The sequence below is a fragment of the Acinetobacter sp. YH12072 genome (genome assembly GCF_013419565.1).
Taxonomy (GTDB): Bacteria; Pseudomonadota; Gammaproteobacteria; order Pseudomonadales; family Moraxellaceae; genus Acinetobacter.
Genome location: NZ_VOZV01000020.1, coordinates 48274 through 61587, shown reverse-complemented (window position 1 = coordinate 61587; position 13314 = coordinate 48274). Strand labels below are relative to the sequence as shown.

16 protein-coding genes are annotated in these 13314 nt (G+C 42.8%); 4 read left to right on the top strand and 12 right to left on the bottom strand.

Features of this window, described 5'->3' with window-relative positions; genetic code table 11:
- Nucleotides 1-278: 278 nt before the first annotated feature.
- The gene (locus FTU19_RS10115; protein ID WP_004780424.1) at nucleotides 279-464 is read right to left on the bottom strand and encodes a hypothetical protein; all 186 of its coding nucleotides are present in this window, start codon (nucleotides 462-464) and stop codon (nucleotides 279-281) included.
- An 856-nt stretch (nucleotides 465-1320) separates the two neighbouring features.
- Between FTU19_RS10115 and FTU19_RS10110 the strand changes: the two genes are divergently transcribed.
- From FTU19_RS10110 to FTU19_RS10100, 3 genes are all read left to right on the top strand, one after another.
- On the top strand, nucleotides 1321-1518 hold the full coding sequence (locus FTU19_RS10110; protein ID WP_104426834.1) for a hypothetical protein: 198 nt from the start codon (nucleotides 1321-1323) through the stop codon (nucleotides 1516-1518).
- A 540-nt stretch (nucleotides 1519-2058) separates the two neighbouring features.
- The gene (dapB, locus tag FTU19_RS10105) at nucleotides 2059-2880 is read left to right on the top strand and encodes a 4-hydroxy-tetrahydrodipicolinate reductase (protein WP_034704877.1); all 822 of its coding nucleotides are present in this window, start codon (nucleotides 2059-2061) and stop codon (nucleotides 2878-2880) included.
- Between the two features lie 57 nt (nucleotides 2881-2937).
- The gene (locus FTU19_RS10100) at nucleotides 2938-3582 is read left to right on the top strand and encodes an START domain-containing protein (RefSeq protein WP_180002612.1); all 645 of its coding nucleotides are present in this window, start codon (nucleotides 2938-2940) and stop codon (nucleotides 3580-3582) included.
- 50 nt (nucleotides 3583-3632) lie between these two features.
- Here FTU19_RS10100 and FTU19_RS10095 read toward each other — a convergent pair whose 3' ends face one another.
- Complete coding sequence (locus tag FTU19_RS10095) at nucleotides 3633-4808, bottom strand: MFS transporter (protein ID WP_180131044.1); 1176 nt, start codon at nucleotides 4806-4808, stop codon at nucleotides 3633-3635.
- Between the two features lie 9 nt (nucleotides 4809-4817).
- Nucleotides 4818-5624: a 2,5-didehydrogluconate reductase DkgB gene (gene dkgB / locus FTU19_RS10090; protein WP_180131042.1), complete on the bottom strand. Its 807-nt coding sequence runs from the start codon at nucleotides 5622-5624 to the stop codon at nucleotides 4818-4820.
- A gap of 113 nt (nucleotides 5625-5737) precedes the next feature.
- Here dkgB and FTU19_RS10085 point away from each other — a divergent pair, with 113 nt between their 5' ends.
- Nucleotides 5738-6628 carry a LysR family transcriptional regulator gene (locus FTU19_RS10085; RefSeq protein WP_180131040.1) on the top strand — a complete coding sequence of 297 codons (891 nt, stop codon included), beginning with the start codon at nucleotides 5738-5740 and terminating at the stop codon, nucleotides 6626-6628.
- A gap of 86 nt (nucleotides 6629-6714) precedes the next feature.
- Here FTU19_RS10085 and FTU19_RS10080 read toward each other — a convergent pair whose 3' ends face one another.
- The 9 genes from FTU19_RS10080 to FTU19_RS10040 form a co-directional block, all read right to left on the bottom strand.
- Nucleotides 6715-7737: an NAD(P)-dependent alcohol dehydrogenase gene (locus tag FTU19_RS10080; protein WP_166135373.1), complete on the bottom strand. Its 1023-nt coding sequence runs from the start codon at nucleotides 7735-7737 to the stop codon at nucleotides 6715-6717.
- Between the two features lie 4 nt (nucleotides 7738-7741).
- Nucleotides 7742-8323: a DNA-3-methyladenine glycosylase I gene (locus FTU19_RS10075; RefSeq protein ID WP_111810710.1), complete on the bottom strand. Its 582-nt coding sequence runs from the start codon at nucleotides 8321-8323 to the stop codon at nucleotides 7742-7744.
- Between the two features lie 23 nt (nucleotides 8324-8346).
- Nucleotides 8347-8592 carry a hypothetical protein gene (locus tag FTU19_RS10070; RefSeq protein WP_004780440.1) on the bottom strand — a complete coding sequence of 82 codons (246 nt, stop codon included), beginning with the start codon at nucleotides 8590-8592 and terminating at the stop codon, nucleotides 8347-8349.
- A gap of 15 nt (nucleotides 8593-8607) precedes the next feature.
- Complete coding sequence (locus FTU19_RS10065; RefSeq protein ID WP_373684951.1) at nucleotides 8608-9111, bottom strand: M23 family metallopeptidase; 504 nt, start codon at nucleotides 9109-9111, stop codon at nucleotides 8608-8610.
- A gap of 90 nt (nucleotides 9112-9201) precedes the next feature.
- Nucleotides 9202-10230 (bottom strand): A/G-specific adenine glycosylase, encoded by a 1029-nt coding sequence (mutY, locus tag FTU19_RS10060; RefSeq protein ID WP_218955199.1) that lies wholly within the window; start codon nucleotides 10228-10230, stop codon nucleotides 9202-9204.
- A gap of 163 nt (nucleotides 10231-10393) precedes the next feature.
- Nucleotides 10394-10753: an HIT family protein gene (locus FTU19_RS10055; RefSeq protein ID WP_005233203.1), complete on the bottom strand. Its 360-nt coding sequence runs from the start codon at nucleotides 10751-10753 to the stop codon at nucleotides 10394-10396.
- A gap of 79 nt (nucleotides 10754-10832) precedes the next feature.
- Nucleotides 10833-11567 carry a dienelactone hydrolase family protein gene (locus FTU19_RS10050; protein WP_180131035.1) on the bottom strand — a complete coding sequence of 245 codons (735 nt, stop codon included), beginning with the start codon at nucleotides 11565-11567 and terminating at the stop codon, nucleotides 10833-10835.
- A 163-nt stretch (nucleotides 11568-11730) separates the two neighbouring features.
- Nucleotides 11731-12420, bottom strand: coding sequence for an FKBP-type peptidyl-prolyl cis-trans isomerase (locus FTU19_RS10045; protein WP_005233205.1), 690 nt, complete (start codon nucleotides 12418-12420; stop codon nucleotides 11731-11733).
- 48 nt (nucleotides 12421-12468) lie between these two features.
- A complete protein-coding gene (locus tag FTU19_RS10040; RefSeq protein WP_125279709.1) occupies nucleotides 12469-13173 on the bottom strand; it encodes an FKBP-type peptidyl-prolyl cis-trans isomerase in 705 nt (234 codons plus the stop codon).
- Nucleotides 13174-13314 lie beyond the last annotated feature (141 nt).

Below are 13314 nucleotides of genomic sequence, written 5' to 3'. Positions count from 1 at the left end.
CTCATGAAATACGGTATTCTGATGTGACAAAACCTGAATCCTGGTCGTTAAAGTGTTTGTTTGCACTCATATTTTAACTGTTAGGACTCAGGTTTTTTTATTTAAAGCAAACTATGGGACAGCAGTGCGCTCAGGCGTCCTTTTTTATAGCTTAAATTCGGAAAAGATGTATAAGTTAATTATTAGATAAAAATAATGAGAAAATTATTCTTTTAATGATATTGGCTTTTTAAGAAGGATTTATACCCCTCACGCAGAGAAATATAAATCCTGTCATATTATTGAGCTTCAGTTGCTTGAGCTTCTGATGCTGGAGCTTCGCTTGCAGGTGCTTCAGCAGCTTGAACTTCAGATGCAGCTGTTTCAGTTGCAGCAGGAGCTGTTTGTGCTACTTCTTCAGCAGCAAAAGTTTGTGATGCAGCAATTAACGCTACCCCGGCAAAAGTTAATTGAACTAATTTCATATAAATTTCCTTGTATTAAAAATAGTGTACTACTCAGTACACTTGGCAAAAATGTTGACATAAAATGTATATATTGATGTTTTTTTGTGTGTACTTATGTTTACTAATGTAGTTTGATGTTATTTAAATAACTGAAATATAAGATTAATCATTAATCTCATAAAATTGAGCAAGTGGCAAAATATATAAGAAAATGGATTTGTTAATGTGATGTATGTCACATATTTGCACATTTAAAGGATGAAATTTAATTTAAATACTAAAAGAAAAACCCCAGCATCCTGCCGGGGTTTTTCGTATGGGTTCGCTCGGTATAACTCCTGTCGTACCTTACTGTCCTTCTGCTGATCTATTGTTATTCTTGTTTGGAACTTCCTGTTCCTGATGAATTCATCATAGGAAACTTCCAGTATTCTGAATAGCAGCAAAAGGCCGAGATTGATGTGAGCCAAAGCGTACAAAGAGTCTGGTTCTTACCTTAGCCAGACAGAGAAAAATACTTTGTCTTTTAAGACTTCATCATCAGGATATGAAGATCCTGAATTAATGATCTCTCTATTCATTTGACTAATAAAATATTATGAATAATCTGAAATATTAAAAGAATTGTTACAAAAACTGGTTCCTATTAAATTTTTAGCAAACATGAGATTATTAAGAAATTGATATATAAAATTAATTTTTAGGCCGACAATCTTGCTAAATAGGAATGATTTAGAAGGTTATTTAATCTATCAATTCCTCAAAACTTGCAGAACTTTTTCTAATTTGTAATCCTTGCGACCAAGGGTGTCTAGCTGAGCTAAGGCAGGTATTTGTTGTAGTCGGGCCGCTACAACTGATAACAGGTGCCTATATGTTTAATTTAAAGATTTTTAATAAGATCTCTACCGAAGTTTTGACCTTAAAAAATGACCTGGAGCTGAATTCCGAGATTCAACTCATCACTAAATATAAAACATCTATTTGTGAAGATTATAAAAAAGCGATTATTTTGATCTTTAAAGAACGTGGATATACCAGCTTGGAAGTTGGTCAACTACTTGATGCTTGATCCTTAAACATTCCTAAATTTAAAAAAGTATGGATTTATACTTTCATTTACTCAAACAATCCATCGCGCTTCATCTAAAATAATGCCATGCGCTAAAGGCATATGCCTCAGTACGCGATAATGGGTATTTAATTCAATAATATCAGTAATACTTATATTGCTGAGGCAGTCAAACTGGAGTTTCAATATATTTTCCTTAAATGCAAATGATCTGAATATGAAAAATCAAGATCATACGTACCATGGAAAAATATTTTTTATCTTATTAAATTCAATTATTTAAAATTAAAATCTAATTCTTATTAACTAGAATTTTTCTTTAAATGAGTTTATCTCTGACTAACTATTTAATCATTATTCCTCTAATGGAATTATTTTTCTTTTTACTCGTCCATAAACTATTGTTGATATGGACTGCATATCAAAATCCCTCATGACCCTCTTTAATTCTTTTCATTGATTTTTATGCGATCAATCTTAGTGTTATGAGCGAGTTTTGCTATAGTAAGAGCAATTTCGAATCAACATCAGGACTATGTTATGTCAGCGACACCACGCATTGGGATTTTAGGTGCAGGCGGCCGTATGGGACGCATCCTTATTCAGGCGGTGAAAGAAGCCGGTTACCAATTGGCAGCAGCTGTTGAGCGCCCTGAAAGCTCATTGATTGGCGCAGATGCCGGTGAACTGGCTGGTGTAGGGAGCCTGGGTGTAAAGGTTGTCGGCCATCTTGAAGAAGTAGTTAAAGACTGTGACGTAGTGATCGACTTTACTGCGCCTGCTGCGACGGTGAATCATCTTAAAATCTGCCGTGAAAATGGCGTTGCGATCGTGATTGGTACGACTGGTATGAATGACGAACAAAAAGCTTATCTGGATGAATCTGCAAAAGAAACTCCAGTGGTCTATGCAGCGAACTATTCGGTTGGTGTGAACGTTTCGATCAAACTGCTAGAACTTGCCTCTAAAGTCTTTGGTGATACGGTCGATATTGAAGTGATCGAAGCACATCACCGTCATAAGGTAGATGCGCCATCAGGTACAGCTCTTATGATGGGTGAAGCGATTGCTGGAGCACTGGGTCGTGATCTGAAAAAAGATGCGGTATATCATCGTGAAGGGCATACGGGTCCTCGTGAACGTAAAAGCATTGGTTTTCAGACCATTCGTGGCGGTGATATTGTCGGTGAACATACTGCAATGTTTATTGGCGAAGGCGAGCGTGTTGAAATTACGCATAAAGCAACCAACCGTATGAACTTTGCAGCGGGTGCCGTACGTGCAGCAGCTTGGGTCGTTGGTCGTGATGCACGTAAATATGACATGAAGGATGTACTTGGTTTTAACGATATTCAAGTATAAATTTTCGTCAAAATCCTATATAAAAATAACTTAAAACTAAAATAAGATGACAATGGAATGAAGAAATTAATATTAATGGCGTGTGCTGTAGCCTTTGCCGCTACAGCACAGTCGACCTCTGTGCAGAATGCCAAGCTCAGCATTAATAAAAATAATATTAAAGTCTGGACCTATCAGGATGAGCGTAATCCCGTTTTTCTCTATAAAGCCGAAACTACCTACAATGTCCCGATTGAGAATGCCGTTTCTCTGATTCTGGATGTTGATCATGCGGTGAAATGGGTGCCTTATATGGGCAGTATCAAGGTGCTGTCGCGTGATGATAAAAAAGGCGATTTCACCTTGTATATGGTGCTGGATTTTCCATTCCCTTTAAAAGACCGTGATCTGATTGTGCAGGGTAAAATGATTAAGGATGCCAATGGACAGATTACGATCAAGAATAAAGCGATTCAGACCGGTTATGCCCTAAATCCGAATTATGTACGTTTGACTGATTATCAGGGAGACTGGACCTTCCAGAAACTGGCCAATAACAAGGTCAAGGTATCGACTTATGGTTATGCCAATCCTGAAGGTTCGATTCCTTTAACCTTTGTGAATATGTTTGTGCAGCAGCAGCCTTATCAGATGCTGCAAAAGATGAAAACCGAACTGGCTAAACCTGTGACAACGCCTGTGTTACCTGAAGCTTTACGCTAAATAGCCAATAAAAAAGTCCGCATCAGGCGGACTTTTTGATGAAGGAAATTTTAAGAGCATTGCTGCGCAGGAGTCTCTTGCTGTGGAACCAGTTTCATTTGAATTAAAACCAGAAGCAAAGCAACAGCACTGAGCCCAGCACCGGCAAATGAAACCGCACTATAGCTAAGTCCCAGATTTAGCACACTGGCACCCGCAATCGCACCCAAAGCATTCCCAAGATTGAAAGCACCAATATTTACCGAAGAAGCCAGTCCAGGCGCATCATAAGCCACGGACATGACTCGCATCTGTAAAGGTGGAACTACGGCAAAGGCAGCAGCACCCCAGATGATTAATGTCAGACCTGCGCCAAGAGCCGTGCTTGCCAGAATCGGGAAGAGCAACATCATCAGCATGAGCAAGATTAAAAAGCCAATCAGGGTTTTATCTAGGGATAGATCTGCAAACTTGCCACCCAGATGATTACCAATCGAGAAACCTACTCCAATCAGCACAAGCATTAGGGTAATTAATGCCGGTGAGGCTTGAGTAAAGCTTTGCAGACTTGGCGCAATATAAGTGTATAGGGCAAACATGGCCCCCGCACTCATCACAGTGGTCAATAAAGCTAAAACAACGGGCAGGCGGGTCAATACTTGTAGTTCTTGCCTTACATCTGGTTTCTGGCTGCTTTGGCCTTCAGGCAAGGCTTTCCATAAGGAGAACATGGTTAGCAAACCAAGCAGGGAAATACCCAGAAAAGCCATACGCCAGCCGATATGTTGTCCTATCCAGGTTGCTAGTGGCACCCCGCCAATATTGGCAATGGTGAGGCCCATAAACATCATGGCTACGGCGCTGGCCTGTTTATCTTTCGGAACGACACTGGCAGCGACAACTGAACCAATCCCAAAGAAAGCACCATGGTTCAGGCTGGTAATGATGCGTGCCCCCATCAGCCCCAGATAATTAGGCGCTAATGTCGCCAGAATATTACCAATCGTAAAAATCGCCATCAGTAAAATGAGAGACTTACGTTTGGAATAACGGCTTAACCAGAGGGTCATTAGTGGTGCACCCAACATCACCCCTAAGGCATAGGCACTGATCAGCATCCCGGCACGAGGAATCGAAATTTCCAGATCGCGGGCGATTTCTGGCAGAAAACCCATAGGAGAGAATTCAGTGGTACCAATTGCAAAGGCGCCAACCGCCAGTGCAAGCAAAGGAAAATTAACTTTCATGGTTTCTGTTTAATCCCAGATAGGCGCAAGCTGGTCCGGATCAACCTCGCGGCCATTGCGCTCCAAGGTGCTGATCAAAGCCATTTCTTCTTGAGACAGTTGTATCTCCTGCGCTGCCAGATTGGCAAGCAGATGTTCACGTTTGGTTGAAGAAGGAATCACCGCAAAGCCTTTTTGTAAGGCCCAAGCCAATGCAATTTGTGCTGTCGAAGCCTGATGCTGGGCAGCAATTCCTTGCAGGATGGGATCATTCAGCACTTTGCCATAAGCTAGTGTCATATAAGAGGTGACATCAATCTTCTGAGATTGTAGGAAACTGACCAGAGGCTGATTTTGCAAATAAGGACTCAGTTCAATCTGGTTGGTTGCGATATGCTCCAGACCAATACTATCAATGGCTTGTTGGGTCAGCTCAATATTGAAATTGGACACACCGATATGCTCAGTCAGACCTTGCTGTTTGGCTTCTAATAAAGTCTGCATCAGCTCAGGAATTTGAACGCCTAAGCGAGGAGCAGGCCAGTGAATGAGCGTTAGATTGACTGCATCGGTACGTAGTTTATGCAGGCTTTCTTTGAGGCTTGGAATTAATTTGTCTGGTGCGTAATGATCTGTCCAGATTTTGGTGGTAATGAATAGCTCGTTACGATTAACTTGACTTTCTGCAATAGCCTGACCCACTTCCGCTTCATTGGCATAAATCTGTGCCGTATCTACGGCGCGATAACCGACTTCCAGGGCTGTTTTGACTGAATCAATGACGGTCTGTCCAGACAGGCGAAAGGTACCGACACCAAATTGAGGAACAATATTCATAGCTTTAATCTTTAAGTATTTTCGATGTTGAGTATTTTGTGCTTTTTATTGTTGCGAAAAAATAGCTGAATTTGCAAAATATTATTGACCGAAAATCAATAAAAGAGTGACAAATGAAATCGACGATTGAAGAATTACAGGCTTTTGTCACTATTGTGGATAGTGGTTCTATTGTCATGGCGGCAGAGCGTTTGGGACAAACCACTTCGGGTGTCAGTCGGGCATTGCAACGTCTGGAAAATAAGTTAAATGTTACTCTTTTAGAAAGAACCACACGTAAGCTGAAACTGACTCAAGAAGGCCAGCTATTTCTAGAAAAGGCGCGCAAAATTCTCAATGATCTGGCAGAAGCTGAAGATGCCTTACTGAAATCAGATAGTGATACTTCAGGATTGATTCGGGTCGATTCAGCGACACCTTTTGTACTGCATGTAATCGTGCCGCTAATTCAGGAATTTATGCAGCGTTATCCCCACATCGAAATTGAACTAAATAATCATGATCAGGTGATTGATCTGCTGGAACATAAAACCGATGTCGCGATCCGCTTTGGAGAACTGCATGATTCCAGCCTGCATGCCAGATTATTATGCCGCAGCCGTTTGTATATTGTGGCCAGTCCTGAATATTTACAGCAGAAAGGCAGACCGCAATCAGTGGCAGATTTATCGGAGCACACTTTGCTGGGATTTAGTCAGCCTACACATTTGAACACCTGGCCGATTCGGCTGGATGGCGAACCTATCACTGTAAAGCCAAAGATTCGAGCACCCAATGGGGAAACTGTCCGTCAATTAGCTTTATACGGGGTAGGTATTACCTGTCTGTCACGCTTTCTGGTCGAGGACGATTTGCAGGCGGGTCGTTTACAGGCGTTATTTGAAGATCAGATTGAGCTACATTATCAAAAAATTCATGCAGTCTATTACTGTCAGGAGCATCTGCCTAAACGGGTACATCTATTTATTGAATTTCTAGCTCAGAAGCTGGCTAAATATTTATAAACCAATTATTTATAAATACAGCCATAAAAAAATCTGCCCTAACATGAGGCTAGGGCAGATCTAGATTTACTGATGATTGGTACAAATTAGAAATCGGCTTTCAGTACGATCCGGTAACGGGCTTTGCCTGAGTGCAGACGTTCAATCGCAGCATTAATTTCCGACATTGGGAATAACTCAATTTGTGGCGCAATATTTTTACGTGCCGCAAATTTTAATAATTGACGTAAAGCTGCTGGTGAACCTGTCGGCGAGCCAGTCACTGATTTAGCACCGCCAATCAGTGAACCTGCAGAAATTTGCATAGGTTCCAGTGGTAAGCCCAGCATATGTACAGTGCCATTTGGCGCTAAAGTTGATAAATAAGCCTGCCAGTCTAGTGTGACATTCACAGTACTCATTAATAGGTCAAATTTACCACGAAGCGGTTTAAGCGCTGCTGGGTCACGACTATTCACTACATGGTCTGCACCCATGGCTTTCAGCTCATCGGTTTTATCCAGATTTGAAGTGAAGGCGGTAATTTCACAACCCCACGCTTTCAACAGCTTGATCGCCATATGTCCCAAACCGCCAATACCAATGACACCAACGTGGTGAATGGCCTGAATCTGATGTTTTAGAATCGGGTCAAATACAGTAATCCCGCCACAGAGCAGGGGGCCAGCACTTTCTGGGTCCAGATCTTCGGGTAAGGGAATTGCCCATTGCCAGCCAGCACGGACTTTATCTGCAAAACCGCCTGCATGACCGACGATGGTTGCAACCTGACCACCGGTACACAGCACTTGCTGGCCTGAAATACAAGGATCGCAATGTTGGCAGCTTTCCGCAGTCCAGCCAATACCGACACGTTGACCTACTTTTAGACCTTTGGCTTCAGAACCCAGTTGTGTAATGGTTCCAATGACTTCATGTCCGGCCACCACAGGATATACTGAAGATCCCCAGTCATTATTGAGTACTGAAATATCAGAATGGCATAGGCCGCAGTATTCAACTTTCACTTCGACCTGATGCGGCTGAAGTTCACCTGCATCAAATTGATAAGGTTCCAGAGCAGCACCGGCAGACATTGCGGCATAGGCTTGAATAGTATTAGTGGACATAGATTCAGCTCTTATTTGAATGGGAGGATATTGTTTTAAAGTGACAGTGATTTTCATGGTCATCGACCATGCCAACTGCCTGCATAAAGGCATAACAGATCGTAGGACCGACAAACTTAAAGCCTGCTTTTTTTAAGGCTTTGGACATGTTCTGGCTTTCAATGGTTTGTGCCGGAGCCTGACGATAATCTGCCACATCATTATTCAATCGGGGCCGCTGGGCAAAGGACCACAACCATGTGACCACATCAATTTCTTGAGATTTAAGCTGTTGCCAGGCCCGGGCATTATCACGAATCGCAGTCAGTTTACCGATATGCCGGATTAGACTAGCATCTTGCAGTTTTGCGGTGAGTTGCTCATCTGTAAAAGAAGCAATCGTTTCAATAGAATATTGAAAGAAATGTTTGCGATAAGATTCACGTTTTCTGAGTACAGTAATCCAGGCTAAACCGGCTTGCTGCCCTTCCAGACACAGCATTTCAAATAGGCGTTTTTCATCATGCAGCGCCTGTCCCCATTCCTGATCATGGTAAGCAGTATACAGAGAATCATCAGAGCACCAGCCACAGCGTTGGATCGTCAAGGGATGCTCCTTTTTTGATTATCTTATAATTTAAATGTCGTCCACTGATCTTGCTGATTGTCCCAGTAGGAGAGTTCTGCCTGCTGCAGATCACTGAACTGGATCCACATATCCTTACCACTTTTATCGGCATAACCAGTACTGATCAGAAGCGCCTCTTCGGTAATTTCCATGATCCAGCCCTGATAGGTCTGGCCATTGAGCACGATTTTCTGTTGATTGCCTGATTCAGCAAATTCGACCAGACGGTTGATCAACGCTTCTGACATGTAAACTTCCTAAAATTAACGTAAATATGGATAAGGGTTAACAACACCACGGCCCTTACCATTTAAATAGAGACCATAATGCAGATGTGGCGCAGTATGCCGGGCATTGCCAGTATTACCGACATAACCAATGACATCGCCCTTTTTGACATAGTCACCAACTTTCAGGCCACGCTTATGACCATCCAGATGTGCATAATAATGCCAGGCACCACCTGGACCCAGAATCCAGACTACTTTACCACCCAAATTGTTATTCCGTAAATCCGCGATCAGACCAGGCGTCGCACTACGAACCTTGGTTCCACGTGAAGCCAGAATATCAATGCCCTCATGCAAACGGCCACTACTACGCGAAGCTCCCCAAGTATCTTTCAATTCACGAGCCTGAACCCGATCTACCGGAATCGGCAGAGAAGAGGGCATACGCATATGATTCAGTTTTTTGACCAGTGCCGGATTAAGCTGAACCGCAGAAGGATGTTTCGGTGCGCTACTACACGCCACCAGAAATAACATCACCAAAGAAAGCCCGACAAACGCAAGAGAATGGCGCAAAATATTTATCCTTAAATGAGGCCAATATGATTCTTCTTGTCCCAGACTATGTCATAAATTTACGGTAGAAATCAATTTTTTCATGGCGGTTGGAATACCTGCATTGACTGCAGTTTCCGGGTTCATCCAGAAGCCTTGTAACTCAATCGCCAGATGTTCCTGCTGATCTGCATCGACTGCAAAAACCATGGCTTCAAGCTGCCAGGTAAAATGGGTGAAACTGTGGCTGATCTGGGCCTTTTGTACGAGATTTTTCAGACCGAGTTGCTGGCACAATTGTTCAAACTCATAAGTATCTTCAATAATTGGCAGACACCAAAGCCCGCCCCAAAGACCACTATTAGGACGTTGCTGCCATAGCCATTCATCACCTGACTGGATCAACAGCACTTGAGCTGCTTTGACCGGTACCGGCTTTTTGGCTTTTTTAAAGGGCAATTCATTTTCCAGACCCTGTTGATGTGCCTTGCAATGTTGCTGCATTGGACAATACAGGCATAAAGGCTTTTTCGGAGTACAGACGGTCGCACCGAGATCCATAATCGCCTGGGTATAGTCATGATTCCGTTCAACCGGGCAAAGCTGTTCAGCAAGCTCCCACAAGGCACGTTCATGAACCGGTTTAGACAGATCATCTTCGATCGCAAAAAATCGTGCCAGCACCCGTTTGACATTACCATCCATGATCACGCCGTACTGACGTAAACCCAAAGACATTAAGGCTCCCGCGGTTGAGCGGCCAATGCCGGGCAGGGCGATCCATTCTTCTAGGCTCGTCGGGAAATGTCCCTGCCTTGCTACAATACCGGCTGCCTTATGCAAATTGCGGGCACGGGCATAATAGCCCAGCCCAGCCCAATAGGGTGCGACTTCATCCCAAGAAGCTGTACCGAGGTCCTGTACTGTCGGAAAACGCTGAATAAACCGCTCAAAATATTGCAGTACGGTTTTGACCTGAGTCTGCTGTAGCATGATTTCAGAGACCCAGACCTTATAGGGATCATCAGCCACTTGCCACGGCAAATCATGGCGGCCATGCACATCAAACCATTCTAAAAGGGCATCTGAAAATACAAACATGAAGATATAAAAACTGGAAAACGAGGCTTAGTATAACTGAAGAGCCTCAGCTAAAAGATGAAAAGTCTGCTAAAACAGCAAGACTGAATAAGAGTAAAATGAATAAATAGAAGGGACAAGTGAACACTTCGAAAAGTATTCACTCGGCAAAAAAATTAAATTCTTATTCTTCAATGCCCCAGCGTGCATCCAGCTTTAATACCTTGCCTTCATAACGTGGGATTATATGAATGTGTAAATGTTCTGATTTTTCCTGAAATACTTCACCATCATTAAACCCGACATGAAAACCGGAAGGCTGATAGCGTAACTGTAATTCATTACGTGCTTGTTCAAGTAAGGACATCATGCTCTTACGCTCTTTATCTGTGATTTCAAAAAATGACGCCACATGACGTAATGGAGTAACTACATAATGTCCTTTGGACAGCGAGTTCGGTTCAGGTAACACGACAGCAAAATCATTTTTAGCCAGAATATCGTATTCGTCAAAATTACAGTACGGGCAGTTATTTTCAGTCATGATATTGGCTCCTTTCATTGAATTTATTTTTTTCATGTATGACCCAGCTCGATCATGAGCCGGATCAATTTATCTGTTATCAAGCGAGTCGTCGTGCCAGTAATTCATACATGGCAGCCAAGCTTTGTTTCTCTGCTTCAGCATTGTAGCCCAGATCGACACCATTGGCCTTGGCGCGCTCATCCGCAAGCGGGTTGCTAAATCCATGCTTGGCATTTTCAAATACAATTATATTATGCTCGACCTTAGCTGCCTGCATTTCTTCTTTAAAGCTGGCGACATCATCCAGGCTCACCATACTGTCCTTTTCGCCATGTAGGACCAGAATTTCTGCCTGTACCTGGCCTTTCTGTGCAGGTGCTTTAGGAGACAGGTTGGCATGGAAAGTAGCCACAGCTTTTAACGGTGCATTTGAGCGAGCCAGATCCAGAGCCACTTTACCGCCGTAACAGAAACCAATTGCCGCCAGTTTTTCCGGATTGACTTCATCCTGTGCCGCCAAAGTATCTAAAGCAGCTTTTGCACGGTTCACAATAGTGTCTGGATCTTCAAAAGTCTGCATCATCCATTGATAGGCCTGATCAGAGTTGGTGGTCACTCTCTTGTCACCATACATATCAATTGCCAGCGCGGCATACCCATGTTCCGCCAGCTCACGGGCACGCTGTTCAGTATAGTCATTGCGGCCCCACCATTCGGGTGCCACAATAACACCGGCTACAGGTGCATCAGTTTCTGGTGCGGCAAAATAACCAATCAAAGTGCTGCTATCCTGCGCAGTATATTGAATTTCGCGGGTCTTGATTGCTGCCATGCTGAAGTCCTCTATTGTTGTTGAATATCTTGATTACACTATAAAATAGCAAAACTGCTATGAATATACATGAAAACCGCCAACTAATTCGTTTCTCATCAGTACAAAAAAAGAGAGGCAAATAATTTGCCTCTCTTTTTAACTTTTACAATTAAAGGAATTTTTATTTAATAATTTCCAGTAATTCGATATCAAAAATCAGGGTACTATTTGGTTCAATGATATCTCCCGAACCAATCTGTCCATAGGCCAGATCAGCGGGGATAAAGAAGCGGTATTTAGCACCGACTTTCATGAGCTGTAAGCCTTCTGTCCAGCCAGTAATCACTTGGGTGGTACGGAAATCGACTGGCTGCTGGCGGGCAATCGAACTGTCAAAAACGGTACCATCAATCAGGCGACCTTCATAATGCACACGGACATTACTGTTAGCACTTGGTGATTTCCCTTTACCTTCTTTCAGTACCAGGTATTGCAGACCAGATTTGGTAGTTTTAACGCCTGGCTTTTTCGCATTTTCCTGCAAGAATGCTTTGCCAGCTTTGGCATTTTCTTCAGCTTTCTGTTTCAGCACAATCAGTTCTTTGGCATCACTTTGACGTTTATACTGAGTCAGCACTTGGGTCATTTCTTCATCGCTTAAACTGGATTTTTGTCCAGCAGCGGCTGTCTTTAAGCCCTGGCTAAATGCATCTAAATCAAGATCCTTTAAAGTGTCTGCATTACTGCGACCCATCAGATAACCAAAGCTGTAACCAATCTTCTCAGCTTCACTACTTGTATTATTGATCTCTTTAGCAAAAAGGCTGCCTGAACTGAGCAGCAAAACCATTAAACTGATTTGTATTTTCATTATCAATTCTCAAAAATAAAGGAGAGCTGGTCGCTCTCCCTATTTGTATTATTTTACTTCGATTAATTCCACATCAAAAATCAAAGTGCTATGCGGAGGAATCGTACCAGGGACACCCTGTTCACCATAACCCAGATTTGACGGAATATATAGAGTTGCCTTACCGCCTTCTTTCATCAGCTGCAGACCTTCAGTCCAGCCTGGAATGACTTGATTTAATGGAAACTCGATCGGTTCACCGCGTTCTACTGAACTGTCAAATACAGTGCCATCTACCAGTTTACCAGTGTAATGTACTTTCACAATTGAAGAGGCTTTTGGCTGTTTACCTGTACCTTCTTTCGTGACTTGGTACTGTAAGCCGGAAGCAGTTGTTTTAATACCTGCTTTTTTCGCATTTTCAGTCAGGAAAGTATCACTTGAAGCTTGAGCCTGTTTTGCACTATCAAGCTGCTTTTGTTGCATTTCTTTCTGGAACTGCTCATAAGCTGCCTGTAATTCTTCTTCCGTATAGGCAGGTGCAGAACGCGCATGTCCTTCACGTACACCGGTCACAAAACTGTTAATGTCCAGCTCAGGAGGAGTCTGATGCGCCACTTCATAACCGAGTGCATAGCTGATTTTAGAGACAGCAGAGGCATCTTTAGATGCTTTTGTAGTTTGAGTAGCAGGGTTTTGAGTTGCATAGTAAACAGGTACTAGCGCGGCACCGCCTAAAAGAACAGCGACGGCAATCGGTAAGGCCTTACTCATGTATTTGTCCAATCTAATGTTATCGTTGAGGTTCAGTCCATCTTAGCAGAAAATTTTAAGAAATCTTGTAGAACGGGTGGTTTTTTAGCAAGTGAATACCTGCATTTGGTACGACTCAAAAAAGAAAAAACCAGCAATGAT